The sequence below is a fragment of the Parafannyhessea umbonata genome (assembly GCF_900111255.1).
Taxonomy (GTDB): Bacteria; Actinomycetota; Coriobacteriia; order Coriobacteriales; family Atopobiaceae; genus Olsenella_J; species Olsenella_J umbonata_A.
The window spans coordinates 92,032-118,580 of the sequence record NZ_FOGP01000007.1 but is presented as its reverse complement, the minus strand read 5'-3'; the positions used below and the strand labels follow the sequence as shown (position 1 = coordinate 118,580).

The 26,549-nt window shown below is 63.4% G+C and carries 26 protein-coding genes; 12 read left to right on the top strand and 14 right to left on the bottom strand.

Annotated elements, in window-relative coordinates; genetic code table 11:
- Positions 1-41 precede the first annotated feature (41 nt).
- Together BMY31_RS08585 and BMY31_RS08580 are read left to right on the top strand one after the other, a co-directional pair.
- Positions 42-260, top strand: coding sequence for an IS3 family transposase (locus BMY31_RS08585; RefSeq protein WP_369821286.1), 219 nt, complete (start codon positions 42-44; stop codon positions 258-260).
- A gap of 244 nt (positions 261-504) precedes the next feature.
- Positions 505-1,383, top strand: a complete 879-nt coding sequence (locus BMY31_RS08580; RefSeq protein WP_078687697.1) for an aldo/keto reductase — start codon at positions 505-507, stop codon at positions 1,381-1,383.
- 40 nt (positions 1,384-1,423) lie between these two features.
- On the opposite strand, the gene BMY31_RS08575 is transcribed toward BMY31_RS08580, so the two are convergent.
- The 4 genes from BMY31_RS08575 to BMY31_RS08560 form a co-directional block, all read right to left on the bottom strand.
- Positions 1,424-3,223, bottom strand: a complete 1,800-nt coding sequence (locus BMY31_RS08575) for an AMP-binding protein (protein ID WP_219334867.1) — start codon at positions 3,221-3,223, stop codon at positions 1,424-1,426.
- 84 nt (positions 3,224-3,307) lie between these two features.
- The gene (locus BMY31_RS08570; RefSeq protein ID WP_078687698.1) at positions 3,308-3,880 is read right to left on the bottom strand and encodes a helix-turn-helix domain-containing protein; all 573 of its coding nucleotides are present in this window, start codon (positions 3,878-3,880) and stop codon (positions 3,308-3,310) included.
- A gap of 142 nt (positions 3,881-4,022) precedes the next feature.
- The gene (locus BMY31_RS08565) at positions 4,023-4,736 is read right to left on the bottom strand and encodes a flavodoxin (protein ID WP_091009885.1); all 714 of its coding nucleotides are present in this window, start codon (positions 4,734-4,736) and stop codon (positions 4,023-4,025) included.
- A 266-nt stretch (positions 4,737-5,002) separates the two neighbouring features.
- Complete coding sequence (locus tag BMY31_RS08560; RefSeq protein ID WP_091009877.1) at positions 5,003-6,616, bottom strand: peptide chain release factor 3; 1,614 nt, start codon at positions 6,614-6,616, stop codon at positions 5,003-5,005.
- A 119-nt stretch (positions 6,617-6,735) separates the two neighbouring features.
- Here BMY31_RS08560 and BMY31_RS08555 point away from each other — a divergent pair, with 119 nt between their 5' ends.
- The gene (locus BMY31_RS08555; protein ID WP_091009874.1) at positions 6,736-7,890 is read left to right on the top strand and encodes an SLC13 family permease; all 1,155 of its coding nucleotides are present in this window, start codon (positions 6,736-6,738) and stop codon (positions 7,888-7,890) included.
- A 107-nt stretch (positions 7,891-7,997) separates the two neighbouring features.
- Here BMY31_RS08555 and BMY31_RS08550 read toward each other — a convergent pair whose 3' ends face one another.
- Positions 7,998-8,882, bottom strand: a complete 885-nt coding sequence (locus BMY31_RS08550; RefSeq protein WP_091009871.1) for a methionyl aminopeptidase — start codon at positions 8,880-8,882, stop codon at positions 7,998-8,000.
- Between the two features lie 267 nt (positions 8,883-9,149).
- Here BMY31_RS08550 and BMY31_RS08545 point away from each other — a divergent pair, with 267 nt between their 5' ends.
- From BMY31_RS08545 to BMY31_RS08515, 7 genes are all read left to right on the top strand, one after another.
- Positions 9,150-9,566 (top strand): Fur family transcriptional regulator, encoded by a 417-nt coding sequence (locus BMY31_RS08545; RefSeq protein ID WP_091009869.1) that lies wholly within the window; start codon positions 9,150-9,152, stop codon positions 9,564-9,566.
- A complete protein-coding gene (locus BMY31_RS08540; protein ID WP_078687704.1) occupies positions 9,566-9,880 on the top strand; it encodes a hypothetical protein in 315 nt (104 codons plus the stop codon). Before BMY31_RS08545 ends, BMY31_RS08540 begins: the two co-directional genes overlap by 1 nt.
- 78 nt (positions 9,881-9,958) lie before the next feature.
- Positions 9,959-10,894, top strand: a complete 936-nt coding sequence (locus BMY31_RS08535) for a metal ABC transporter substrate-binding protein (protein WP_091009866.1) — start codon at positions 9,959-9,961, stop codon at positions 10,892-10,894.
- Entirely contained in the window at positions 10,891-11,586 is a 696-nt protein-coding gene (locus BMY31_RS08530) for a metal ABC transporter ATP-binding protein (RefSeq protein WP_180371395.1), read from the top strand. Before BMY31_RS08535 ends, BMY31_RS08530 begins: the two co-directional genes overlap by 4 nt.
- A complete protein-coding gene (locus BMY31_RS08525) occupies positions 11,576-12,394 on the top strand; it encodes a metal ABC transporter permease (protein WP_234970794.1) in 819 nt (272 codons plus the stop codon). Before BMY31_RS08530 ends, BMY31_RS08525 begins: the two co-directional genes overlap by 11 nt.
- A gap of 276 nt (positions 12,395-12,670) precedes the next feature.
- Positions 12,671-13,945 (top strand): chloride channel protein, encoded by a 1,275-nt coding sequence (locus BMY31_RS08520; protein WP_180371394.1) that lies wholly within the window; start codon positions 12,671-12,673, stop codon positions 13,943-13,945.
- A 3-nt stretch (positions 13,946-13,948) separates the two neighbouring features.
- Positions 13,949-14,413 carry an ion channel gene (locus BMY31_RS08515; RefSeq protein ID WP_078687708.1) on the top strand — a complete coding sequence of 155 codons (465 nt, stop codon included), beginning with the start codon at positions 13,949-13,951 and terminating at the stop codon, positions 14,411-14,413.
- Positions 14,414-14,492: 79 nt separating this feature from the next.
- On the opposite strand, the gene BMY31_RS08510 is transcribed toward BMY31_RS08515, so the two are convergent.
- The 8 genes from BMY31_RS08510 to modA form a co-directional block, all read right to left on the bottom strand.
- Positions 14,493-16,736: a DNA gyrase subunit A gene (locus tag BMY31_RS08510; protein WP_091009857.1), complete on the bottom strand. Its 2,244-nt coding sequence runs from the start codon at positions 16,734-16,736 to the stop codon at positions 14,493-14,495.
- A 9-nt stretch (positions 16,737-16,745) separates the two neighbouring features.
- The gene (locus BMY31_RS08505; RefSeq protein ID WP_091009854.1) at positions 16,746-18,740 is read right to left on the bottom strand and encodes a DNA gyrase/topoisomerase IV subunit B; all 1,995 of its coding nucleotides are present in this window, start codon (positions 18,738-18,740) and stop codon (positions 16,746-16,748) included.
- Between the two features lie 152 nt (positions 18,741-18,892).
- Positions 18,893-19,507, bottom strand: coding sequence for a CPBP family intramembrane glutamic endopeptidase (locus BMY31_RS08500; protein ID WP_159444007.1), 615 nt, complete (start codon positions 19,505-19,507; stop codon positions 18,893-18,895).
- 234 nt (positions 19,508-19,741) lie between these two features.
- A complete protein-coding gene (locus BMY31_RS08495) occupies positions 19,742-20,686 on the bottom strand; it encodes an NmrA family NAD(P)-binding protein (RefSeq protein ID WP_091009848.1) in 945 nt (314 codons plus the stop codon).
- 94 nt (positions 20,687-20,780) lie between these two features.
- On the bottom strand, positions 20,781-21,626 hold the full coding sequence (gene modD, locus BMY31_RS08490; RefSeq protein ID WP_078687713.1) for a ModD protein: 846 nt from the start codon (positions 21,624-21,626) through the stop codon (positions 20,781-20,783).
- Complete coding sequence (locus tag BMY31_RS08485; protein ID WP_078687714.1) at positions 21,598-22,341, bottom strand: ABC transporter ATP-binding protein; 744 nt, start codon at positions 22,339-22,341, stop codon at positions 21,598-21,600. Before BMY31_RS08485 ends, modD begins: the two co-directional genes overlap by 29 nt.
- Complete coding sequence (locus BMY31_RS08480) at positions 22,331-23,146, bottom strand: ABC transporter permease (protein WP_257612406.1); 816 nt, start codon at positions 23,144-23,146, stop codon at positions 22,331-22,333. The genes BMY31_RS08485 and BMY31_RS08480 overlap by 11 nt, the downstream gene beginning before the upstream one ends.
- Positions 23,147-23,150: 4 nt before the next feature.
- A complete protein-coding gene (modA, locus tag BMY31_RS08475) occupies positions 23,151-23,960 on the bottom strand; it encodes a molybdate ABC transporter substrate-binding protein (protein ID WP_219334866.1) in 810 nt (269 codons plus the stop codon).
- 497 nt (positions 23,961-24,457) lie between these two features.
- On the opposite strand from modA, the gene BMY31_RS08470 reads away from it, so the two are divergent.
- A complete protein-coding gene (locus BMY31_RS08470; RefSeq protein ID WP_078687717.1) occupies positions 24,458-24,898 on the top strand; it encodes a LytTR family DNA-binding domain-containing protein in 441 nt (146 codons plus the stop codon).
- A 21-nt stretch (positions 24,899-24,919) separates the two neighbouring features.
- Entirely contained in the window at positions 24,920-25,393 is a 474-nt protein-coding gene (locus BMY31_RS08465; protein WP_091009839.1) for a DUF3021 family protein, read from the top strand.
- Between the two features lie 24 nt (positions 25,394-25,417).
- Here BMY31_RS08465 and pdxR read toward each other — a convergent pair whose 3' ends face one another.
- Positions 25,418-26,515 (bottom strand): MocR-like pyridoxine biosynthesis transcription factor PdxR, encoded by a 1,098-nt coding sequence (gene pdxR, locus BMY31_RS08460; RefSeq protein ID WP_091009836.1) that lies wholly within the window; start codon positions 26,513-26,515, stop codon positions 25,418-25,420.
- Between the last annotated feature and the right edge of the window lie 34 nt (positions 26,516-26,549).

Below are 26,549 nucleotides of genomic sequence, written 5' to 3'. Positions count from 1 at the left end.
GGTGGTGCAACAGGCTGAAGGAGGCGGGCGTCGTGCAGAGCATGTCCCGGAAGGGCAACTGCATCGACAACGGGGCGACCGAGCAGGTGTTCGGCCACCTGAAGGACGAGTTCTTCCGTGACCAGACATGGCCGAGCTTCGACGCGTTCAAGAGGGACCTCGACGCCTACGTCGTCCACTGGAACACGAGGAGGCGTCAGGTTAAGCTGAAGGGACTGACCCCGGAGGAGTTCCGGAATCAGTCCCTGCATGCGGCCTAGGCCGCTTTATTTGCCCGTCCAAGAACTGGGGCGCAGTTCACTTGGGAGGGGGGCCTTTTGTTGCGTGACGCCTCGGGCGCCACGCCCAACCGAAGCATCCGCCCGCTGGTACATGCAAGGCAGCGCCAGTAGGTAGGCAACCGTAAGCTAGAGAGCAGCCAGTTTTTCGGAAAGGTTTTGCAAGGGAGAAGACCAAGCACTTCTCGCCCGATGACGCCGCCGGCGTCCGGCGAAAGGAGTTCCGATGCTCTACAAGACCCTGAACAACGGCGTACGCATGCCCATGCTGGGCCTCGGCGTGTACCAGATGTCCCCGAACGAGACCGAACGCTGCGTGCTCGATGCGCTCAAGGCGGGATACCGGCTGATCGACACCGCGCAGTCCTACAACAACGAAGAGGGAGTCGGCACGGCCATCGCCAAGAGCGGCGTTCCGCGCGACCAGATCTTCGTCACCAGCAAGGTCCAGGTCAGCAACATGAACTACGAGCGGGCGCGCTACTCCATAGACCGCAGCCTGCGAAAGCTCAGGACCGACCACATCGACCTGATGCTGCTCCACCAGATGATGGGTGACTATACGGGCGCATGGCGTGCCATGGAGGAGGCCTACGAGGCCGGCAAGCTCCGCGCCATCGGCGTGAGCAACTGCCACTCGGAGCGCCTGGTCGACATGGCCCTCATGGCCGAGGTGCCGCCCATGGTCAACCAGATCGAGACGAACCCCCTCTGCCAGCGAGACGACGAGCACTTCGTGATGGATGGCCTCAGCGTCATCCACGAGTCCTGGGCCCCGTTCTACGAGGGACGGCAGGGCATATTCTCGAACCCCACCCTGTCCGAGATCGCCCGAAGCCACGGCAAGACCGTCGCGCAGGTCATCCTTCGCGCGCTGATTCAGAAGGACATCGTCGTGATCCCCAAGACCACGCACCTGGGCCGCATGGAGGAAAACCTGGACGTGTTCGGCTTCTCTCTGACCCGAGACGACATGAGGCGCTTCGAGATGCTGGAGGACCCCAACTACAAGAAGCTCTTCGACCACCGTGACGTGCGCACGGTCAAATGGCTCCTGGGCGAGATAGTCAAGAAGCAACAACTGCGCGGCGGCACGCTGTACTAGACAGCGCACCGCCGCACCACATGCGTTCTTTGGGATTCGGCTATTTGCCGGCCTCCACGAGTTCGACCGCCATCTCGCGCAGCTTGAACTTCTGCACCTTCATGGAAGGCGTCATGGGGAAGTCGTCCACCACGAACACGCGCTTGGGAACCTTATAGCGCGCGATGCGAGGAATCGCCCACTCGCGCACGTCTGCCTCGGTGAGGCCCTCGTAGCCGGGCCTCGTGCGGATGAACGCGCCAACGATCTCGCCGTACTTGGCGTCGGGGATGCCCACGACCTGAGCGTCCAGGATGCCCGGGTGCCCCAGCAGGAAGTTCTCGATCTCGAGCGGGTAGATGTTCTCACCGCCGCGGATGATCATGTCCTTGATGCGGCCCGTGACGCGATAGTAGCCGTCCTCGTCGATCATGCCGAGGTCGCCCGAGTGCAGGAAGCCGTCAGCATCGATGGCCTCCGCGGTCGCCTCGGGCATCTTGTAGTAGCCCTTCATCACGTTGTAGCCCTTGCAGCAGAGCTCGCCCGGCTCTCCGGGAGCGCAGGTGTGGCCGTCGACGGGGTCGATGATGCGAGCGATGATGGGCGGGTGCGCCAGACCGACGGTGGTGCACTTGTGCTCGACGTCGTCGTTGACGGAGGTCTGGGTAAAGACGGGGCTGGTCTCGGTCAGGCCGTAACAGATGGTCACCTCGCGCATGTTCATGCGCTCCATAACCTCGTGCATGGTCTCGGGCGGGCAGGGACTGCCGGCCATGATGCCCGTGCGCAGGTGCGAGAGATCGAAGCTCTCGAAGTTCGGGTGGTTGAGCTCGGCGATGAACATGGTGGGCACGCCGTAGAGTGCCGTCGCCCGCTCGCGCGAGACGGCTTGAAGCACCAGGCCCGGGTCGAACTGCTCGACGATGATCATGGTCGATCGATGCGTCAGCGATGCCATGACGCCCAGGACGCAGCCGAAGCAATGGAAGAACGGAACCGGGAGCGTAATGCGGTCCTCGGAGCCCAGACGCTGCCCCTCTCCAATGAAGAAGCCGTCGTTGATGATGTTGCGGTGGGTCAGCATGACACCCTTGGGGAAGCCCGTCGTGCCACTGGTGTACTGCATCATGACAACGTCGTTGTTGTCGAACTTTTTCTCGGCCTCGCGCAGGGAGTCGTCGGGCATGTAGGAGCCCAGCAGGATGAGCTCGGGCACGCTGTAACAGCCACGGTGCTTCTCGGGTCCCATGTAGATGATGCTCTTGAGCATGGGATAGGTCTCGGACTCGAGGCGCCCGCGCTCCTGCGTGAGGGTCTCGGGCACGAGTTCGCGAATGATCTCGAGGTAGTTGACGTCTCGGAACGCGTCAATCACGCAAAGGGCCTTCATGTCGGACTGCTTCAGGACATAGTCCAGCTCGTGGCTCTTGTAGACCGGGTTGACCGTGACCATGACGACGCCGATCTTGGCACTGGCGTACATGAAGGTGAGCCAGTCCGGGATGTTGCGCGCCCAGACGCCCAGATGGTCACCGGGCTCGAGGCCGATGGCCAGAAGGCCCTTGGCAAGCTCGTCGGTGCGCCGGTCGAAGTCGGCGTAGGTCCAACGCAGGTCGCGGTCGGGATAGACCACGAACTCGTGGTCGCCGTCGACGACCGTCTGCTTGCGCAGGTACTCGCCGATGGTCAGCTCGGTGTGAAGCGGGTAGTCGGGAGCACCACGCGGCGGCAGCGGCTTGTCCTTGGGCCACTGGTCCAGGGTAAGGTGCTCGGGGTTGGTAATGGCCGCGATCTCCTCGGGAATGCTGATGCCCTGAGGGTCTGCGGCTGGGTCATAGCTTGACATGACGTCTACAGCCATTGGTCGCACGTCCTTCTCTGTTGGTAGTGAATTGTCTGCGAGAACGATGACTCGTCGACGGAGCCAAAGCCAAAGATCGGCTGGCTACACCGGCGTGTAGACGACTGCTAGGAACTTTGCCTGCTGCTGGTTGTAGGCACGAACCTGGTGGGGCACGATCGAGTCGTAGTAGATGGACTCGCCAGGCTTGATCAGGTAGTGCTCGTTGCCATACTGGACCTCGAACTCGCCCTCGAGGCCGTAGAGCCACTCCTCGCCCTCGTGCCCGACGAGCTTGTGGTCAAGCTCGCCCGAGGGGTCGATGGTGATGACGAAGGGGTCCATGTGACGGCTCGGACGGCCCGCGGCAAGACTGAAGTAGCGCAGGTCACCAGCATCAGACGAGGTCTCGAGCGACGTGAGGCGCGTAACCTCCTCCATCTGGTCGCCGCTCACGTACACGGGACCCTCGTCGTCGGCGTCGTCCATGAGCGTGCCCAGACGCACGCCCAGGGCACGCGTGACCTTGATGAGAGGTGCCAGCGAGGGCGGCAGCGCGCCATCCTCTAGGCCCCGAATGACCTCCACGTCGCAGTCGCAACGGTCAGCTAGGTCCTGCTGGCTGATGTGATGCGCGTTGCGCAGGGTTACGATCTTCTGGCCCAGCTTGGATGCCATGGGTTCCACCTCTCGATTTGCTCATGCCTATACGACAGCGCCCGCAGGCGCGTACAACGAGGATAGGCACTCGCACCCACGGATGAAAGCATTTGTAACGTTATGTGAGAAGAACGTAACGAAACCACTTCGAAAGACGTTCCTAGCGATTGTTTATCTGGTCGATCCACTCGGAAACGGCATCGTAAGTGTCGTGCTCCTCGAAGCGCATGGCCTTGAGCCACTCGACCCTCGTGTCCAGGGCGGCAAGCTCCGCCACGGCATCGTCGATTCCGGCAACGGCTGAGGTGCAGAAGGCGTAGACCTTCCTGCCGGCGAGCCCGGCGCCCTCGACGTAGGTGTACAGGGCACGCGGCGCCCTGTCGAACCAAATGGGGAACCCCACGAACACGGTCCCGTACTGGGACAGGTCGGGCAGGTCGCCCGCCAGCTCGGGCCGAGACTGCGCGTTGTCCTGCTCTCGCCTGCAACGCGAGTCGTCGTCGGCACTCAGGTCGGCCTCCACGTACGGCTCTTTGGTCTGCAGGTGGAAGCCGTCCGCGCCGCCGAGGATCTGGCACATGAACTTGGCGATGGACTCGGTGTTTCCCGTCTGCGAGAAGTACAGGACGAGCGTCTTGTCGCCCACCTTGCCCTCCGCCTGCGACGAGGACCCGGACTCGCTCGCGTCCTTCTCGTCCTGGGCGGCAGGCTCGAGAACGGTAGACCCAGAGCCGGAACCGCCTTCGTCCGAGGCTCCGGCGCCACCGCACGAGCTCAGTACCGCTGTGACGAGCGTGCCGAGCCCCAGCCCCACGAACCCCCTGCGGCTGATGCCGTCGAGGCGTCCGTCCTTCAGGTCGTCAAAGGTAACCATGTCGCTCCTCCCCCAGCCCCCCCTCAGAAGGCCCCAGAAGAAATCCGTCTGGCGTATGGGGGTTAGTCTACGTCAGGACGCGACACTGGTTGGGGGCATTTCGGCCACTGCAGAGTCGTCCCCCAACCGTCTGCATCCTCGTGCTCCTGGCAATTGCGGGCCAGATTGCACTGGAGCGCACGGGGCAAAGGCCGGGGAAGACGATATGCCAGGAACCCTTCAGCTCACGACGAGCGAGACGAGTGCAAGGTAGGCGCCGGAACGGCCTAGAACGTGATGTTACCGACCTCGGAGAGCTTGAGCCCCTCGTTGCGCTCGACGGCCCAGTTGACGTTCCACTCGTTGGTGAACAGCAGCAGGCGGCCGCCGCGCATGTCCTCGACGCGAAGGGTGTCTCGCGTCAGGTTGAGGCTGCGCAGGTCGAGCTCGTCGGGATCGTTGGTGATCCAACGAATCTGCGTGTACGGCAGGGGCGTGCGGCGGATGCCCACGTGATACTCGCTCTTGAGTCGACGCTCGAGGACATCGAGCTGAAGAACGCCCACGACGCCGACGACGACGCGCTCCATGCCCATGCCCCACTCGCGGAAGATCTGGATTGCGCCCTCCTGGGCAATCTCTTCCATGCCCTTGATGAACTGCTTGCGCTTGAGGGTGTCCACCTGCTCGATGCGCGCGAAGTGCTCGGGAGCGAAGGTGGGGATCTGCGGGTACTTGACGTGGTGGCGCATGTCGCACACGGTGTCGCCGATGCTGAAGATGCCCGGGTCGAACAGGCCCACGATGTCACCGGCATACGCCTCGTCGACGATGGCACGGTCGTCGGCCATCATGCTCGTGCCGGTGGCCAACTTGAGCTTGCGATCTCCCTGGACGTGCCAGGCATCCATGCCGCGCTCGAACTTGCCCGAGCAGATGCGCACGAAGGCGACGCGGTCGCGGTGGTTCTTGTCCATGTTGGCCTGGATCTTGAAGACGAAGCCACTGAACTCGTCAGTCGCGGGATCGACCTCCTGGCCGGTCAGCGTGTCGGTATAGGCCAGCGGCTCCGGCGCCATGCGCAGGAACTCCTTCAGGAACGGCTCGACGCCAAAGTTGGTGAGTGCGGAGCCGAAGAACACCGGAGAGAGCTTTCCGCAGCTGACGGCATCCATGTCGAACTCGTTGTCGGCACCGTCGAGGAGCTCGATGTCATCCATCAGGTTCTTGTGGTTCTCCTCGCCGATGAGCTCGTCCAGCTTGGCATCGCCGAGCTCGGCCTCGATCTCGCCAACCTTCTTGGTCGCGTTGGCGTGGCCATCGCCCTGGAAGGCGAGCACGTGGCGCGACTGGCGGTCAAACACGCCGCGGAAGTTGCGTCCCGACCCGATGGGCCAGTTCATGGGATAGGTGTCGATGCCCAGAACGTCCTCGATCTCCTCCATGAGCTCGAAGGGGTCGCGCGTGTCGTGATCGAGCTTGTTGACGAAGGTGAAGATGGGGATGTGCCGCAGGGTGCAGACCTTGAAGAGCTTGATGGTCTGGGCCTCGACGCCCTTGGCGCCGTCGATAACCATGACCGCCGCATCGGCGGCCATGAGCGTGCGGTACGTGTCCTCAGAGAAGTCCTGGTGTCCCGGCGTGTCGAGGATGTTCACGAAGTGGCCGCCGTAGCTGAACTGCAGGACGGAGGAGGTGACCGAGATGCCGCGCTCCTTCTCGATGTCCATCCAGTCCGACACGGCATGCTTCGCGCTCGCCTTGCCCTTGACCGAGCCGGCCGTCTGGATGCTGCCGGTATACAGGAGGAGCTTCTCGGTAAGGGTCGTCTTGCCCGCGTCAGGATGCGAGATGATGGCAAACGTCCTGCGCGAGGAAATCTGGTCGGTAAGGTTGGACATGCGCGTTCCTTCTGCCGCGCACCACAGAAACCTCTGGGCTGGCGCGACAACTCGTCGAAAAATAGTGATTAACCTGTGGCATTGTATCTAATGGGACGGGTCGGCTCTAGAATGACCCCATGTTTGACCGAATTACCTCATTTGTGCGCCAGCAGCTCATGCTCTGCATCGCGCTGGCTGCGGCTGCCGTTACCACCACCATCGCCGGAACGGGCCCCTCGGAGGTCGCCCAGTCCATCGACTATCGCGTGCTCGCGCTCCTGTTGTGCCTCATGACCTCGGTCGCAGGGCTCGTTGGCTGCGGAGTGCTCGACCGCATGGCGCGCCAGCTGCTCGGCCGGGCACGCAGCACGCGAACGCTCAGGCTCGCGCTGGTGCTGCTCCCCTTCTTCTGCTCGATGCTGGTGACCAACGACGTGGCGCTGCTGATCTTCGTGCCGTTCGCCATCACCTCGCTACGCATGGCCGGACGCCAGGACGAGCTTGCCCACCTGGCCGCCTGCCAGGCCGTGTCCGCCAACCTCGGAAGCATGGTCACGCCCATCGGCAACCCCCAGAACCTGTTCCTCTACCTTCGCTTCGGCATCGACCCCATCGAGTTCTTCCTGGCGATTGCCCCCTACGCCCTGCTCTCGCTTGTCCTGCTCGTCACGCTGTGCGTCGCGAGGAGAAGCCAGGCGGTCGAGAAGTACGTGGCGCCCTCGGGGGCGACGGGCGCGGAGCCCAAGCCGTCCAGCGCGGAGGGCAATGAGTCACGCAGATGCCTTCTGCCCATGCACCTCGCGCTCTTCTCGCTGAGCATCCTCACGGCGCTTCGCGCCGTGCCTTGGCAGCTGACGCTCCCCATGGTCCTGCTCGCGGTCTTGGCGCTCGACCGCCACGCGCTCAGCAAGGTCGACTGGGCCCTTCTTGGCACGTTTGCGTGCTTCTTCGTGTTCTCGCACAACATGGCGCGCATCGAGGCGGTGACACTGGTGCTCGGATCGGCCATGGGGACCGCGCCGTTCCTGACGAGCCTGGGCGCCAGCCAGGTCATCAGCAACGTTCCTGCGGCAATGCTCCTTTCCGGCTTCGTCCAGAGCTGGAGGCCGCTGCTGCTCGGCGTCGACCTGGGAGGGCTGGGCACGCCCGTCGCTTCCCTTGCGAGCCTGATCGCGTTTCGCATCTACCGCATGTCTCCGCACTCGTCTGCGCGGCGCTTCATGCTGCCCTTCGCCGCGCTCAACGTCGCCCTGCTGGCCTGCCTCTGCCTGCTATACCTGGCAATCGGCTAGTCGCCGCTTCGACGGGCGCCGAACCGTGCGAAAAAAGAAAGACGCCCCCGGCGATGCCTGCAGGCGTCTCGTCGAGGGCGTCGGTGCTTCTTGGCCAAGAGATGGCACTACCAGCTTAGGAGCTCATAGCCGTCGTCGGTTATCACGATCTGGACCTCCCACTGCGCAGAGTCGCTACCGTCCTTGGTCCGGACGATCCAGCCGTTCTCCTTGTCGATGGTCACGTCGGGGCCGCCGGCGTTAATCATGGGCTCAATCGTGAAGCACATGCCCGGCATCAGGACGGGGCCGGTGTCCTCCTCGCCCACGTGCGGAACGAAGGGCTCCTCGTGGAACTCGCAGCCGATGCCATGGCCGCCGAACATCTCGACCACGCTGTAGCCCGCGTCCTCGGCGACCTTCTGGACCGCAGCGCTCATGTCGCCAAGGTGGCCCCAGGGCTTGACGGCGGCCAGGCCGGCCTTCACCGCCTCGTGGCAGACCTCGACCAGGCGCCTACGCTCCTCGCTCACCTCTCCGATGCAGTACATGCGCGAGGAGTCCGAGTAGTAGCCGCCCTTGATGGTCGACATGTCGACGTTGATGATGTCGCCCTCCTTGAGGACGTCGTCCTCGTTGGGGAAGCCGTGGCAGACCACGTCGTTGATGGAGGTGCAGACGCTGTAGGGGTAGCCCTCGTAGTTGAGGTCGGCAGAGACCGCGTCGTGGGCGGCAAGGTACTCCTCGACCCAGGCGTTGATGTCGGCGGTGGTGGTGCCGGCGCAGATCTTCTGGCCCACATAGTCAAGAACGCCAACGTTCACCTCGGCAGACGCCTTGATTCCCACAACGTCGTCAGCCGTCTTGATGAGCGAGCGGGGCAGGACCTCCTCGCCGTCGGTCCAGAGGCGCTCGAGACGCGCGTCGATGGCAGAGTGGCACTTCTTGTACTTCTTTCCGCTGCCGCACCAACAGATGTCGTTGCGCCCAGGAACGGGCAGGTTGTCATACATGATGATCTCCCAATCAGGTAACTCTTTGCTAGTGAGACCTTACCCCTAGAGAGACGGGCGTTGCGCGCAAAACGAGCGAATCGCGCAGTCTCCAGCGGGCCGCCGCAACTCCATGCGACAACGCGCATGGCCAGCCGCGGCAAGCACGGACGAGGGCATTAGTCTGGACAATTTGTCCATACGGTTAAGCTTGCCACCCGTCGTTGCAATTCCTTTTCCCCTGGCCTAATATGCGACGCGTTCTCAATTTGAAGGCAGGAGGTTCCGGTGGCACGAGGCCGATACAACACGGCGCATCGCGAGATGGTCACGCGCTGTCTCGAGTCGCTGGGAGACCACCATGCCACGGCATCGGACGTGTTCGACCGGCTGCGCGCCGATGGCGCCGACGTGTCGCGCGCCACGGTGTACCGCCAGATAGAGCACCTGGTCGAAGAGGGCTCGGTGATTCGCTTCACCCCCGAGGGGGAGCGCCGCGCCTGCCTCCAGCTCGTGAGAACGGAAGGCTGCCGCGACGAGCACTGCTACCACCTCAAGTGCACCGAGTGCGGAAGGCTCATCCACCTTGACTGCAATGAGGTCAAGCCGCTTCTCGAGCACCTCGAGCGCGAGCACGGCTTCACGGTGGACGTGCATCGCACCGTCCTGATGGGCGTGTGCAGGGACTGCCGGAAGGAGCGCTGATGCCCCTCCGTCGCCTCGTCACAGACTGCCGTCCCGTCGCACGCCGCGCTGTCGCCCTGCTCGTCACGGTCACGCTCCTGCTGCCCGCCGTCTTCGTGGCCACGGAGGCCAAGCACGACTGCACGGGCGACGGCTGCGTCGTATGTCAGGTCCTGCGCGGGGCAATCGCCCTGCAAGGCACATATGGCCCGACCCCCAGCAGGCCCCAGATGCCGCTCGCGCTTCCCCGTGCGGCGGCGCTGACAGTCGTCGTAATGCAGCTCCTCCTGATGGCCGAGACGCCCATCACGCTTAGGGACCGAATGGACGACTGACGTTCCACGCGCACCTCGACAGAAGTACCGCGTCACCCATGACGCATAGGCATCGTCATCGCGAAGGAACGAGCACACATGAAGAAGAGCATCATCGCGGCAGCGGCAAGCGCCCTGCTCGCACTTGCCTGCGTAGCGGGCTGCGCATCAGGAACGGCCAGCAACAACCAGAGCGGCTCCGACCAGGGTCAGGAGACCAAGACCGTCAAGGTCGTCGCGTCTTTCTACCCCATGGCCGACTACGCCAAGAAGATCGGCGGCGACCGCGTCGAGGTCGTCAACCTGGTGCCCGCAGGCACCGAGCCCCACGACTGGGAGCCCTCGACCGACGACATGAAGACCCTCGAGAGCGCGGACGTCTTCGTCTACAACGGCGCCGGCATGGAGAAGTGGGTCGACCAGGTTTCCGACACGCTTTCCAACGACAGGCTCGTGAAGGTCGAGGCGTCCCAGGGCATCCAGCTGCGTGCGGGCGCCGACGAGGAGCAGGGCCAGTATGACCCCCACGTCTGGCTCAGCCCGCAGAACGCCAAGGTCGAGATGGCCAACATCCGCGACGCCCTGATCGCGGCCGACCCCGACGGCAAGGACGTGTACGAGAAGAACTACGAGACCTATGCCGCGAAGCTCGACGAGCTTGACCAGCAGTACCAGCAGAGGCTCTCGGCCGTCCCCAACAAGAACATCGTCGTCTCGCACCAGGCGTTCGGCTACCTGTGCGACACATACGGCCTCAACCAGGTCGCCATCGAGGGCCTGGACGCAGAGTCCGAGCCCGACGCCAAGACCATGGCCGAAATCGTCGACTTCGCCAAGGACAACCACGTCAAGGTCATCTTCGGCGAGGACCTGGTGAGCCCCAAGGTCGCCCAGCAGATCGCCGACGAGTCCGGCGCGCAGTGCAAGGTGCTCAACCCGCTCGAGGGGCTGACCGACGAGCAGCTTGCCGCAGGCGAAGACTACTTCAGCGTCATGGAGAAGAACCTGGACAAGCTCGTCGAGGCCCTCTCGTGAGCATAAGCGCCGTCAGGCTGTCGAGGGTTAGCTTCTCGTACCGAGAGCACCCCGTTCTTGCGGGGGCGAGCCTCGAGCTCGCCCCCGGCGAGTTCTGCGTTCTCGCGGGACAGAACGGAGCGGGAAAGTCCACACTCACCAAGATCATCCTCGGCGAGCTCGAACCCGACGGGGGATCCGTGGCGGTGTTTGACCGGACACCCACCGCCGCGATTGCGGACGGCCTCGTGGGATACGTTCCCCAGCAAAGCCCAGACGACTACCGCCACATCCCCCTGACCGTTCTCGAGCTGGTCCAATCCAACCTCAACGCAACGCGGATCCTCCCCCACCGCCACGCCCGGGAGCGTTCCCTCGCGCTCGAGGCAATCCAGAGGGCGGGGCTCGCCGGATTGCACGACCGATTGGTCGGAGAGCTCTCCGGGGGCCAGTTCCAGTCCGCCCTCCTCGCCCGCGCGCTCGTGAGGAGCCCCTGGCTCCTGCTGCTCGACGAGCCGACGAGCAACCTGGACGACGCCAATGCGGCGGCCCTCATGCAAACCGTCTCCCAGGCTTCCGAGGGCGGGATGAGCACCCTTCTGATCACCCACGACCTCGCGCGCCTTCCCAGGCTCTACGACAGGACGGTCGTTCTCGGCCACGGCGTCATACATGAGGAATCGGACGAAAGGAGCGTCCACAATGGGCTTTGACATGTTCGAGTACGCCTTCATGCAGCACGCCTTTGTCGCGGGCCTCGTCATGGGCGTCGCCATCCCCTGCATCGGAGTCGTGGTCGTGCTCAGGCACCTCTCCATGATGGGCGACGCGCTCTCGCACGCGTCGCTGGCAGGCGTCGCCGGGGGCCTCGTTGCGGGAATCGACCCCGTAATCGGGTCCATCGTCGCCTGCCTGCTGGCCGCCGGCTCCACCGAGTTCGTCCGCAAGCACTTCGCAGGGCGCCAGGAGCTGGCCATCGCCGTCGTGCTCGCCTGTTCGGTAGGACTTGCGGGCGTCCTTTCGGGGTTCACGCCCAACGCGGCGAGCTTCTCGAGCTTCCTGTTCGGCAGCATCGTCGCGGTAAGCGACCGCGAGCTCGCCGTCGTGGTGGTGGTCGGCCTTGCCGTCGTCGCGTTCTGCGCGACGTTTCGCCGTCAGCTGCTGCTAGTCACCCTCGACGAGCAGCAGGCCCGTCTGGCCGGCGTGACCACGGGCGCGCTCAACGTCGCGTTCGTCATCGCGACGGCCCTTGCCATCTCGGTGGGCTCGCGCACCGTAGGCGCACTGATCGTCTCGTCGATGATGGTCGTGCCGGTGGCCTGCGCGCTGACCGTCGCGCGCAGCTGGCGCCAGATGGTCGCGGTCTCGTGCGGCTGCGGCCTTGCCATGTCCGCAATTGGGCTCGTCATCTCCTACGCACTTGGTCTCAAGCCCGGCGGCACCATCGTGCTCGTCGGCATCGCCATCCTCGCCTTGCTCGCAGCGGGCAAGTCCCTGGCGCACAGGAATTCGAGGGGGTAGGGGCTTCGCGGAAGGCCCCGACCCCGTCCCTTCCCCGCCGACGATTTGCCACCAAAGAGGCAAGAAGTAGCAGGTCAGCCATGCGCGCGGCGCTAGGATGAGTCCATCCACGTCACTCGGGGGGCAGACATGACGACACGCCAGGAGAGCGCTCGGACCGGCGGGAGACACAAGAGATTCCCGCACGGCAGAGGGAAGCGCAAGGCAGACCCACGTCCCACCCTGCAAAGCGCCGGGCTCAGACCCCGGAGCAGGGCGGAGGGGGCCAGCCTCGCCATGGCGTTCGCCTTGCTGAGCCTCGCCTTGGGCCTGCTGGTAGGCTCTGCGGTGTTTCTCGTCATGAACCTCTCCGAGTGGCTCACCAGGCTCATCTGGGAGAGCCTCGGCTCGAGGCTGAGCATCCCCCTGTTTCCGCTCATCACCTGCACGCTCGGGGGCGCCGTCATCGGCGTATGGACCTACGTCTCGAACGACCGTGTCAAGTCCCTCGAAGAGGTGCTGGGCGAGTTCAAGCGTACGGGCTCCTACAAGACCCAAGGGGCCATACGGCCCGTCGTGACCTTCCTTCTGCCTTTGGCCTTCGGCGGCTCCATCGGATTCGAGGCCGGTCTGACCGGCCTCATAACCGCCGGGTGCTGCTGGGTTCGCGACCGCATCAAGCGCGCGGGGCTGAGCGTCGCCAGGCTGCACGTCGACGAGGTGGCCGACGCCTCCATCGCAGCCTGCGTATCGGCCATCTTCGCGACGCCGCTCGCCGGCATCGTCGCCGGAGTCGAGGACGCGTCCAAGCCCAACGCGAGCGACTACACCATGCGCCGCGGGGCCAAGGTCGCGCTCTACACCGCCGCGGCCTTCGGCGCGTTCGGCGGCATTCTGCTGTTCACCCGCATCTTCGGCTCCTCGAGCGGATTGCCGCGCTTCGACTCCATCGCGGTCGGGGACATCCGCCTGCTTTGGGTCATCCCCTGCATCGTTGCGGCATACGCCATGACGCTCCTGCACCACGCCTCGAGGCGCTTCTTCGCGTCGGCAGCGCGCCGCCTGGGCACCGGCGCGGTCGGCACCGTTGCGGCCCCCGTCGCGGCGGGAGCCCTCATGGGGGCCGTGGCGACGTTTTTGCCCTACGTCCTCTTCCCAGGCGAGGCCCAGACCACGGAGCTAATGCGCGAGTGGTCCGGCTGCCCCGCAATCGTCCTGCTCGCGACCGGCTTCGCCAAGGCGGCGATCACGCCTATGTGCCTCAGCATGGGATGGATGGGCGGAGACTTCTTCCCCAGCATCTTCTCGGGAGTCGCCGCAGGGTACGGCCTCGCCGCGCTCACGGGCGCGGACCCCATGCTCATGGTCACGGTCACCACGACGGCGTTTCTGGCCGGCGTCACGCGCAAGCCGCTGCTCACCCTGGCCATCCTGATTCTGTGCTTCCCGGCCAACGGGCTCATCTGGATGGGAGTCGCTGCCGTCATAGGGGCGGCGATGCCACTTCCGTCCTTCTCCTCGCTCGACGGCGCAGCCGACGCGCCCTCCATCGCCTCGGACGAAGGGGTCTAGCCCATGGAGAAGGACCTGCGTCCGCACCCCAAGGTCACACCGCGACCCTTCAGGTTTCGCGCTCTGGGACCCATCATACGCGCAGCTGGGCTGGGGCCTTGGACGGCCAGCTTCGTCATGCTGTTCGTCATCGCCTCCATGACGCTCGCCATGGCTGAGCCCGGCGTCAGGGGACTCGGCGACGCCGCCTGGATCCTCTTCCAGGCGGTCAGCACCATCGGCTTCGGCGACATCGCGGTCAACTCGATTCCGGGCCGCGCGGCGGTCGTCCTTCTCTCCGTCTACTCCATCTTCTACCTCGCGCTCATCACGGGTGCCGTGGTCAGCTTCTGCCAGGAGCGCATGCGCGCCTCGCGCGACGAGAGCGTCGCGCGCTTCATCGACCAGCTCGAGCACCTGCCCGAGCTCTCGCACGAGGAGCTCGTCGAGCTGTCCCAAAAGGTCAAGCGTCTCGACGGCAGGCGCTAGCGCCACGAAAAAAAAGAGCCGGCCCCACACGGAGGCCGGCCCAATCATCGTCTCGCTTCTTGCGCGGACGCCCGCAACCCTACAGGTCGAAGAGCGTCATGCGGTCCTCGTCCGATATCGAGGTGCCGGCGGAGGGCAACTTGTCCACGACGTAGCGCGCTGGGTCGGCGTCGGGTCCCAGGAACTCCTCGGGCTTGCCCACCGCGATGACCTCGCGCCCCTTCTTGCAGGTAAACGCGATGAGACCCTGGGTGCTGTTGGTGGTCTTGGTCTTCAGCAGCTCGGTGTTGAACGTTATCAGGCGCTCGTCGTTCGAGAAGAGCGTCACGTCTCGGTTCTCGCTCAGGACGATCGCGTCGACCAGCGGGCTGCCAACGTAGATGGCGTTCTTGAGCTTCTTTCGGTTCTGCTTCGTGACGTAGCCGGAGAGCGCGACGCGAGCCACGCGGCCGTTGCGGAAGATGTAGAGGATGTCGCTCTTGTAGTCGCCCGGATCGAGCACGTGGATGATGTTCTCGCCATCCTCCATCTCGAGCTTGGTCGCAAGGAAGGTTCCCAGGTCGGCCGACTTGGTGTCGGACAGCGTGCAGACCTTCACCTTGTAGCACTGGCTCTGGTCGGTCAGCACCAGGAGCTCTCCCCTGTTGGTCGATGGGAACTCCAGCCAGGGGGAGTCGCCGTCTTTGTACTTGAGGTCGGCCCCGGAGCGCAGGACGCGGTCGGTCAGCTTCTTCAGGTAGCCTTCCTTGGACACCATGATGGTGACGGGATAGTCCTCGACCTCGGGCTCCAAGGATACCTGGACGATGTCCTCGGCGTCGACGATGCCGGTCTTGCGCGGCGTGACGTACTTCTTGTTGATGGCGGCCAGCTCGTCGTAGATGACCTGCTTGACGTTGTCGTCGCTGCTCAGGATCTTCTTGAGGGAGGCGATCTCCTCGTCGAGAGCCTCGATGTCCTTGGTCCGGTTCAGGATGTACTCGCGGTTGATGTTTCGCAGCCTGATGTTCGCCACGTACTCGGCCTGCACCTGGTCGATGTCGAAGCCCCTCATCAGGTTGGGCACGACGTCGGCCTCGAGCTCCGTGTGGCGGATGATGTCAACGGCCTTGTCGATGTCGAGCAGGATTGCCTCGAGGCCGTGCAGCAGGTGCAGCTTCTCGGACTTCTTGTTCAGGTCGAAGCGCACGCGACGCCTCGTGGACTCCATGCGCCACGCGACCCACTCCGCAAGGATCTCGCGCACGCCCATGACCTTGGGGTAGCCGTCGACCAGCACGTTGAAGTTGCAGCTGAAGGTGTCCTGCAGCGTGGTCATCTGGAACAGCTTGGCCATGAGCTTCTCGGGGTCGGTGCCGCGCTTCACGTCGATGGCGATGCGCAGGCCCGAAAGGTCGGTCTCGTCTCGGATGTCCGAGATCTCGCGGACCTTGCCCTCCTTGGACAGCTTGACGATGCGATCGATGATCACGTCGGTCTTGGTGGTGTAGGGAATCTCGTAGACCTCGATGATGCGCTCGCTGGGCAGGTAGCGCCAGCGCGAGCGAACCTGGAAGCTGCCCAGGCCCGTGTTGTACACGCGCTCGAGCTCCTCGCGCTTGTAGATGAGCTCGCCGCCGGTCGAGAAGTCGGGCGCCGGCATGCTCTTGAAGAGGTCGTAGTCGGGGTCCTTCAGGAAGTGCATCGTGGCATCGCAGACCTCGTTCAGGTTGAAGCCGCAGATGTCGCTGGCCATGGCGACGCCGATGCCCTTGTTGGCCGAGACCAGCACGTTGGGGAAGGCGGTCGGCAGCAGGCGTGGCTCCTGCATGGCGCCGTCGTAGCTGTCGACGAAGTCGACCGGGTCCTTGTCGATGTCCTTGAAGACCTCCGCGCAGATGGGCGACAGCTTCGCCTCGGTGTATCGCGAGGCTGCGTAGCTCAGGTCGCCCGAGTAGTACTTGCCAAAGTTGCCCTTCGACTCCACGAACGGGGTGAGAAGTGCCTCGTTGCCGGTCGCAAGGCGAACCATGGTCTCGTAGATCGCCGCGTCGCCGTGGGGATTGAGCTTCATGGTCTGGCCAACGATGTTCGCGCTCTTCTGGCGCGCGCCGTTGAGCAGGCCCATCTTGTACATGGTGTAGAGCAGCTTGCGGTGCGACGGCTTGAATCCGTCGATCTCGGGGAACGCGCGCGACACGTTGGTGCTCATCGCGTACGGCATGTAGTTGACCTCGAGCGTCTCGGTGATGGGCTGCTCCAGGACCTCGGAGTGCAGGCCGATGACGTTGGGGTTGTCCACGTGCTTCTTCTTGGGCGAAGCCTTCTTCTTTCTTGCAGCCATGTCTCCTCCTTACTGCAGGTCCAGTTGGTCCAGATACTCTTTGCCGTGCTCGGCAATGTGGCGCTTGCGTCCCGCGTCGTCGTTGCCCAGGAGCAGGTTGAACATGCGCTCCATCTGCTCTACGTCCTCGGGCAGGACCTTGATCAGGTGGCGCGTCTCGGGGTTCATGGTGGTGAGCCACATCATGTCCGGATCGTTCTCACCAAGACCCTTGGAGCGGCTGATCGAGCACTTCTGGTCGCCAATCTCCTGGAGGATGCGGGCCTTCTCGGGCTCGGTGTAGGCGAAGTAGGTCTTCTCCTTGCAGTTGATCTCGTACAGGGGCGACTCCGCGATGAAGACGTAGCCCTCCCTGATGAGCGTCGGGACAAGGCGGTAGAGCATCGTCAGGATCAGCGTGCGGATATGGTATCCGTCGACGTCGGCATCCGTACAGATGATGACCTTGTTCCAGTTGAGGTTGTCCAGGTCGAAGGTGCCCAGGTTCTTCAGGCGCTTGTCCTTCACCTCGACGCCGCAGCCCAGGACGCGCAGCAGGTCCATGATGATCTCGGACTTGAAGATGCGCGGGTAGTCCTCCTTAAGGCAGTTGAGGATCTTGCCTCGGACGGGCATGACGCCCTGGAACTCCGCGTCGCGAGAAGTGCGGCAGGCACCGGCCGCGGAGTCGCCCTCTACGATGTAGACCTCTCGGCGCGTGCGGTCCTTGGAGCGGCAGTCGATGAACTTCTGCACGCGGTTGGCCATGTCGGTCTTCTGCTGCAGGTTGGTCTTGATGCTCTGGCGCGTCTTCTCGGCGTTCTCGCGCGAGCGCTTGTTGATGAGGGCCTGCTCCATGATCTTGTCAGCCGACGGCTTGTTCTCGATCAGGTAGGTCTCCATCCGCTCCTTGATGAAGGCGGTCATGGCCTGCTGGATGAACTTGTTGTTGATGGCCTTCTTGGTCTGGTTCTCGTAGCTCGTCTGCGTCGAGAAGCAGTTGGTGACCAGGACCAGGCAGTCCTGGACGTCCTGCCACTTGATGGCGCTCTCGTTCTTGTTGTACTTGCCCTGCTTCTTGATGTAGGCGTCGATTGCGCTGGTAAATGCGCTGCGGGCGGCCTTCTCGGGCGAGCCGCCGTTCTCGAGCCACGAGGAGTTGTGGTAGTACTCCTGCATCGACATGGTGCGCGAGAAGCAGAAGCACGCGGTGATCTTCACGTTGTAGTCGGGAAGGTCGTCACGGTCGCGGCCGCGGCGGTTCGCCTCGATGAAGAAGGGCTCGGTCAGGTAGTTGGGCCCGACCTTCTCCATGACGTAGTCCTCGATGCCCTTGGGGTAGCAGAAGTCCTGCTCCTCGAAGCCGTCCGCACCCTCCACGCGCAGGCGGAAGGTCACGTTGGCGTTGACGACCGCCTGACGGCGAAGGGTCTGCTCGAACCACTCGCGCGGGATGTCGATTGACGTGAAGACCTCGAGGTCGGGACGCCACTTGATGATGGTGCCCGTGCGCTCCTCGTCGGTGGGCTCGACGTGGAGGGCCTTCTTCTTGCTGCCGACGACCTTGCCCTTGGCAAAGTGAAGGTCGTACTTCTTGCCGTCACGCCAGACTGTCACGTCCATGTACTCGGACGCGTACTGCGTCGCGCAGGAGCCCAGGCCGTTCGTTCCCAGCGAGTAGTCGTAGTCGCCACCCGCGTTGTTGTCATACTTGCCGCCCGCATAGAGCTCGCAGAAGACCAGCTCCCAGTTGAAGCGCTTCTCGCTGGGATTCCAGTCAAGGGGGCAGCCGCGGCCGTGGTCCTCGACCTGGATGGAGCCATCCAGGAACTTGGTGACCGTGATCAGGCTGCCGAAGCCCTCACGCGCCTCGTCGACGGCGTTCGACACGATCTCGAACACCGCGTGCGCGCAGCCGTCGAGGCCGTCGGAGCCAAAGATGACTGCGGGGCGCATGCGGACGCGCTGCTCGTCCTTGAGCTGGCGAATGCTGTCATTGCCGTAGCTTGCTGTGTTTTTTGCCATGGTGATGCTCTCGTTTCACACTGCGGCTGTGCCGCTCTCTTGCCCGGCGCCGCAAAGCCCGCGTGCCGGACGCAAATCTCGACTTACTACCCTACCTGTTGTATCGGCCAAATAATAAGAAATCCAGACATACGCGGCGAGGGCGAGGCCACCTAGCGAGCAAGAAGGAGCATGGCTGCCAGCGGAAGTCCGTTTCCCACGACGTTCACGATGAGGTGCGCGGTCATCATCGCGTAGACGTTCTTGTGCCAGGCATAGGGAATCGAGAAGGACGCGCCAAGCACCGCGTAGGTCAGGACGCCAAAGGGGGCAAGGGCGTGCTCGAGGGCAAATAGAAGCGAGCTCAGCACGACCGTCACGACCGTCCGAGCCCCTCCCCCGAGCACGATGAGGGACTTCCTGAAGAACAGCTCCTCGGCAAGGGGCGGCAGGAGGGTCGTCTGCAGGGCGAAGAGGGCGATCTCGACGGGAGTTCGCGTAGGCAGCTCGATCTCGCCCAGGTCGAGCCCGGGGAGGCTAGCCTGGAGCAAGAGCATCAGCAGGAAGCCGGCAACGACGGCGCCCACCGTGGCCAGCGTCTGCCTCCAGAAGGAACCCTTTGCGAGCTCTTCCTTCCACCGGACCGGCGAGCAGCTTCCCAAGGCGGCGAAGTAGACCGTCACCACCGCATAGAACGCGAGGTTGAGATAGGTCACTCCCCTGCCGACAAGGGGGACGAGGCCGACAAACAGGGCGAGCGCCAGAAGCGGAGCCGCGTTTCTTGCCAAGTAGCCCTTGGCCCCACGCCCACTCGCGAACCCGCAAGAAGCCTCGTTCGCCACACCCATCCGTCATCCCTTCTCCTCGGCTCCTGCCAGCGGCAGGCAACCTCACAAGTATAGGCACGGGGCGGACGCAAGGGTAGCCGGCCCCAAGGCAGCAAACGCCCCTCTCGATACAAGAAGACCGCCCAGCGAGAGCTGGACGGTCCTTCTCCCCTGCGCATCATGCGTCTTGAAAGGCTATGCGTCCTTGGAGTGACGCTCGCCAATCTGGAAGTCGTCGGAGTGCTCGAACATGTACCTGACGGTGATGGGATCGTCGCCGGTGAGCTTCTTGAAGTCGTCGGTGAACTTGGCCATCTTGCCCTCGCGGATGGCCTGGGCGAAGGTGACCATGCCGTCGGAGCTGAACGGCGCCTCGGAGCCCTTCTTGAACACGCCGTCGGTAGTGCGGGGGACGCCCATCGCGTCGAAGATCTGGTAGTTCTCCTCGTCTGTGACCTCCTGGTAGGTCACGTGGTTGCCCGTCGCCTCGTTGCCGATCTCGATGAACTTCGAGATGGTCATGAGCTCGGGGCCATTGATGTCGAGCGCCGCCTGGTGGTACTCGTCGCCGCGGACGAGCGCATAGGCCACGGCCTTGGCGCAGTCCTTGCGCGAGATGTAGGCCATCAGTCCGTCGCCCTGGGAGTTGGTGAGGACGCCGGTGGTCTTCACGTAGGTGTAGTAGTTGGTGATCATGGCCTCGGCGTACTGGCTGTTGCGCATGAAGATGTAGTCGAGCCCGACGCTCTTGATGTACTCCTCGGTGTAGATGTGGTCCTTCTTCTCGACCGAGGGGTTCGTCGGGTCGTCGGCATTGACGAGGCTGGTGTACACGATCTGCTTGACGCCGGCCGCCTTTGCGGCGTCAACCGCGTTCTTGTGCGCGTTCTGGCGCTTTGCGCCCACGAACGGCATCGAGATGAGCGCCAGGCGCTCGGCACCCGCAAACGCGTCGGCAAGGCCATCGGGATCGTTGAAGTTCGTGACGTGGGTCTCGACGCCCATTGCCGCGTACGGCTCGAGCGACGCCGGGTTATAACCGCAGAAGATCAGCTGGTCGTGAGGGACGATGTCAAGAAGGACGCGCGCCGCCTCGCCTCCCAGGTTTCCGTCAACGCCAGTAAGAAGCATCTTTGCCATAGTGGCTCTCCCTTCGAACGGTTAACCAGGCGAAGTTATTGTATCAACCTCCACGCCTCACTCACGAGCGAGGCGTTCGGCCCGTAGCATGAGGTCAGTCAACCGACCACATGCGAACGCTCATGTCCAGCGGCTTGGCGCTGTACAGACAGGTCGTGGCGACGCCGTCGACACCCGTCACGGCATAGGACGCCGCATTCGATGGGTTGATTCCTCCAGCAGCGATAAGCGTCAGGCGCGGGTCTATGCTTCTAAGCTCAGCGACCAGGTCAGTCAGCTCGCCGGCCGGAACCTTGTCGAACTGGAGCCCGTCAACGCCCGCCTTCGCGAGCCTCACGGCGTCATGCGGACCTGCCTCGACGAAGACCTTCTTCTCTATGCAGCGGCGCTTGATCTGGGGGAGCTCGGCAAGAAAGGCATCCATTCCGCCCATGAGGTCGATGTGGTGGTCGAACACCAGGACGGTCTCGGATAGCCCCAGCCGATGCGGATATGCCCCGCCCACCATTACCGCCTTCGTCATGAGCGACTTCGTCCCCGGCATCAGCTTGCGCGTCGCGAGGACCTCGCAGTCGGGATTTGCGCCGTGGACCGCTTTGACCATGGTCGCCGTCTTGGTGGCGACGGCCGAGGTGCTGTCCACCATGTTGAGGCAGACCTTCCAAGCCATGTGAAGCGCCGAGGCGGGGCCGGAGACCCTCAGGAACGAATCACCCGCATCGAGGCTCGCGCCGCTGGGCAAGAAGGACTCGACCTCGCAGCCCAGTCGTTCCGCGATCCTGGCAGATTCCTCGGACCCGCAGAGCAGGCACTTCTCCCTTGTGTAGAACTCCATGGAGGCAAAGACGGAACCTATCCCCATGACCTCGGTGGTCAGATCGATGTAGGGCACGTCCTCGGCAATGAAGGCGTCAAGCTGTGCGTCGGTCACGCGAACCATTTCGATTCCTCCCAAGAAACGCGGCCACGTCCTCGTCGCAGCCTTTGGTAAAGAGCTGGCCTGACGGCACCACGGCACGCAGCCTCCCGTCAAGAATGATCGCTATGCGGTCGGCCAGCAGCTGGGCCTCGTAAAAATCATGCGTCACGAACACGATGGTGCAGTCATATTCCTGGTTGACCGTACGGACGACCTCGTACATGTCCTCCCTTGTGGTGGGGTCGAGCGCCGAGAAGGGCTCGTCCATCAGGAGCAAGCGCGGGCGCAACACCATGGCTCGGGCAAGGGCAACCCTCTGGGCCTCGCCGCCACTGACCCCGAGGGGACTGCGGTCCCCAAGATGCGCGACCCCAAAGCGATCAAGCTCCGCGAGGGCCCGGCCGTGCGCTTCGGCCCTCTTGACCCCATGGCATTCCAGACCGTAGGCGACGTTGCCGACCACGCTCAGGTGGGGAAAGAGGGCGCAGTCCTGGTAGACGACGCCCACGTCGCGCTGGCGAACCGGCACCTTGGTCACGTCGACGCCATCGATCAGCACGCGCCCCTCGTCGGGATCGTAGGCGCCGGCGACGGTCTCAAGGAGCACGGACTTTCCGCTTCCCGTACGTCCCAGGAGGGCAAACACCTCTCGCTCTCCCACGCTCAGGGTAACGTCGCGCAGCTCGAAGGGTCCGAGCCTGACCGCAAGGTCCTGTATGTCAAGTCTAGCGCCCACGGCAGGCCCTCCCTCCGTCCACGGCATGCGCCCTCGGCCGGTTCAGCAAGTTGGCGAGGATTAGCGTCGCCGCCGAGAGCAGCAGCATGACCATGGCCGTCGCCATCGCCATATCATTGTTGCCCGTGGATATGTTGAGGTAGATGCTCCCCGGCAGCGTCTCGGTCTTCATCCTGGTGACCCCCACCAACATGAGGGTCGCGCCGAACTCCCCCATTCCCCTTGCCCACGTCAGCACGAAGGCCGATACGATCGAGTTGCGGCAAAGCGGCAAGATGATGGTCCGAAAGACGCGAAAGGGCGAGGCGCCCAAGGTCGCTGCAACAAGCTCAAGGCGTCTGTCGAGACCGTCAAGCGCGGTTCGCATCATCCTCACGGCAAATGGCAGGTTCACGATGAGCTGGGCCATTACGATGCCAGCCGGCTGAAAGACCACGGCAAAGCCAGCGTCGCGCAGCGCCTTTCCCATCGGGCTCGAAAAGACGACCAGCAGCGCAAACCCCAGCAATATGTAAGGCAGCGATAGCGTGAGCTCGATAACCACCTCGACCAGGCGGTTGAGGGGCATGTGGGTTCGCGTCAGCGCGTATGCCGTGGGCAGGGACAGGAGCAGGCAGATGGTCGTCGAGATCGTCGAGGTCACGAGGCTCATACCAAGGCTGAACAGCACCTCGGGAGAAGTGCCCGCCTCTACAAGGCGAGGAGCCCCCGCCACCACGACGGCCGCGATGGCGCCGCCCACAAAGAGCAGCACCAGCGCGGCCAGGGCAATGCACAGGTTTGCGAATGTCCCCTGAGTCCTCACGTGGTTATTCGCTTGCTCCCACGACCTCGTAGCCATATTTTGTCCAAATCTCCCGGGCGGCGTCAGACTGGAGGAAGTCGTTGAAGGCCTTTGCGGTGTCCTTGTCGGAGCAGCAGGTCAGTTGCGCGGCAGGAATGACCTTTACGGCCTTCTGCATCTGAGGCGTCTCGATGACGGTGACGCCGTCGCCGGCATTCTCCTTCCACACGATGCCCGCCTGCCCCTCGCCGTTGGCAAGCGCCGTGGCAATCTGGGGAGCCGTGGTCGTGGTGGTAATCTTCCCGTCCGCCATCATGGAGTCCCAAAGGCCGGCGTTGGTCAGGACCTTATTGGCGATCTTGCCGATGGGCGTCGACTCGGGGTCGCCCACGAGGACGCGGTCACACTTTGCCAGGTCATCGATGGAAGAGACCTGGGCAGGATTGTCATTGGGGACCACCAGAACGGGAACGTGCTTCACCAGATCGGTGCTCGAGTCGACATAGCCCTCGACCGGCTGGAGCTCCTCCTTGGAGCCCGCAATGAAGAAGTCGCCCTCTTCGGTCGTCTTGATCTGGGTCTGGATCTGAGCGGCATTTGCGTACGTGACCTCTACCTTGCAGCCGGTCTGCTCTTCGAATGCCGCACTGATGTCAGTAAAGGGGTCCTTCATCCCAGCTCCGCAGTACACCTTCAGAGACTTGCCCTCAAGCGCGGGCTTATCACTCGTCTCGCCGCTCGTAGAGCCGCTACCAGCGCATGCGCTTGCTCCAATGCACAGCACCAGCGCGAGCACGCTTGCCAGAATCGTCATAACCCTCTTGCGCAAACTCATTGTTCCTCCCTGTCCAGGGGTCCCACCCCCCGCGTTGACAAATTGTAAGGACAAAATAATCTTCTTAAGGCTAATTCTGCCGCCCAGGAAACAACATGCCAAAAAGGGCCAGCGGTTGCCATCTCTGCCGCCCTCGCATGCAGCCAGGCCGCCCGTCTTCATTACAGGGGCCAACGCGCGCACGTCGCGCCGCACCGACGTTGGAGCGATGGATGGGGCCGAGGGCGACGCAGCGCTCGTCAGCCACGGCCCCTTCCACAAGTTCGGCCGGTGCCGTCGGCCTGCTCGCCACGGGCTTCTCGATGGCGCAGTCCTGCTGTCGTCCTTCCAACCCGAACCTCCAACGACGTCGCGAGCATGCGCCCGCCAGAGGCAGTCGGCCGGCTCGCAACTCAACCTTAGACCGCGCAACTTGGTCGCTCCCGGTGCATCTTGGTCAGATGCCGCCGGGAGCGACCAAGCCGGCGTGTAGGATGTGCCTTGTCGAGAGGAGCAAGATGAAGATTACGATCGACGAGCAGCCGGGCATGATGGGCGTCGACGTCACGATCGCCTGCGGCAAGACGGACCAGCAGGTCCTCGACATCGTCGCAAGGCTGCGCATGTTCGACCGAAAGGTAACGGGCGGCTCAAATGGCAGCACGCACATAGTGAGCGCGGAGGACGTGCTCTACGTGGAGTCGGTAGACAAGCACACGTTCTTCTACACCAAGGAGGCGGTGTACGAGACCCCGCTTCGCCTTTACGAGATGGAGGACCGGCTGAGGGAATGCGACTTCATGCGCGTGGCAAAGGGCTGCGTGGTGAACTTCCAGAAGATCGCATCGCTCAAGCCGGACGTGAACGGACGAATCATCGCGACCATGACCAACGGAGAACGAGTCGTCATATCGAGGCAGTACGCGCCCGCCGTCAAGCGCAAGCTCGGACTGATGTAGCGGAGCAGAAAAGAGGCAGACATGACACGCAAGGACATTATCGACACCGAGAGGAAGACCCCGGCGGAGGGTGCGCGAACCTTCCTGCTCATGGTATGCGCGGAATTCTCCGTCGCGATGATCTTCTATCTGTTCTTCACCACGCTGTACGCCAGCTGGGGCGCTCACCTGGACCTCTGGGTCTGCTGGTCGTTCCTGGCAATCGCGCTCGTCGCAACCACACTGCAGCTCGTGTTCTTCACGCCGCTCGTCATCAAGCGCATGCCCTACCCACTGCGAATCGCAGCCTTCGGGGTCTGCCTGTACGCCGTCCTCTCGGCCGTCGCCGTGCTGGTGGGCTGGTTCCCCGTCGAGAGCCCTGGCAGCTGGGCGCTGTTCACCACGACGTTCCTCGTCACGCTCGCGATCGCGACGGCCGCGGCAAGCCACAGGATGAGGCAAGAGGAGCGCACCCTCAACGAGGGCCTAAGCAAGTACCACAACGACGGCAAGTGAGGCCGGCGCTTGGGGCCAAGGACCCTATTGCGCCTCTCGCCTCTTGCCTCGCCTCACCCTGTTGACGTGCCTCTCGAAGTCCCCGCGGCCGATCAGCTCTGCCAGCAGCAGCTGCTCGAAGGTCGGAACGGTGCACGAATAGAAGCCGAGCCTGGAGTCGTACCTCTGGACCAACTTCCGAGGCAGCACCATGTAGCCCACCCTGAGCGACGGGGATATCGTCTGGGAGAACGTGTTCAGGTAGACCACGTTGTCGTCGCCCGAAAGTGCAAAGATGGTCTCCTTGGTCTTTCTGAACAGGGAGAACTCGGATTCGAAGTCATCCTCGACGACGAAGCGCCTCCCCTGGCCCGCCCACCTGAGGTACTCGTGCTTCTTCGAGGCCGACGCGGTGATGCCCGAGGGAAAGCTTCGGTAGGGGGAAACGTGCAAGACGTCCGCCGACGTCTTGGCCAGGGCCTCGCTCGCGATGCCATCCGCCCCCATGGGCAGCAGCTCCACGCGCGCTCCGGCTATCCTATACGTGTCTTCGATCTTCTCGTACGACGGATATTCCAGGGCAAACACGCTACCCCTTCCAAACAGCTCGACAATGAGCCCGTACAGGTGCTCCACGCCGGATCCGATGACAATCTGCTCGATGTCGACGCAGATTCCGCGGTTGCGGGCAAGGTACCTTTGGATCTCCGAGCGAAGCTCGATGCGCCCCTTGTTCGGAGACCTTTCCAGAATCCCCTCCCCGTACTCTGTCATCACGCGACGCATCGTCTTCGCAAGGACCGAAAACGGAAAGGGAGGCGCCGAGAAGGCCACCCCCTTTCCGGTCGCGGGCGACTCCCCTCCCAAGCGGTCCCTCCCAAGCGACCCCTCCTCTGCGTAGGCCGCGAACCCGTCCTCCTGGCGGAACGCCACGTAGTATCCGCTGCGTTCCCTCGCCTCAAGATAGCCCTCGTCGCACAGCAGCTCATAGGCATGCTTTACGGTGATGACGCTCAGGTTCGCTTCCTCGGCCATCGTCCTCTTCGAGGGGAGTCTGCTTCCATAGGGAAAGCTCCCGCTGACGATATCGCGCTTGATGCGCTCGTACAGCTGGACGTATAGGCAGCCGTTTGGTTCTTTCATGGGCGATTCTTGCATCTGGGTATACCAAATTCTT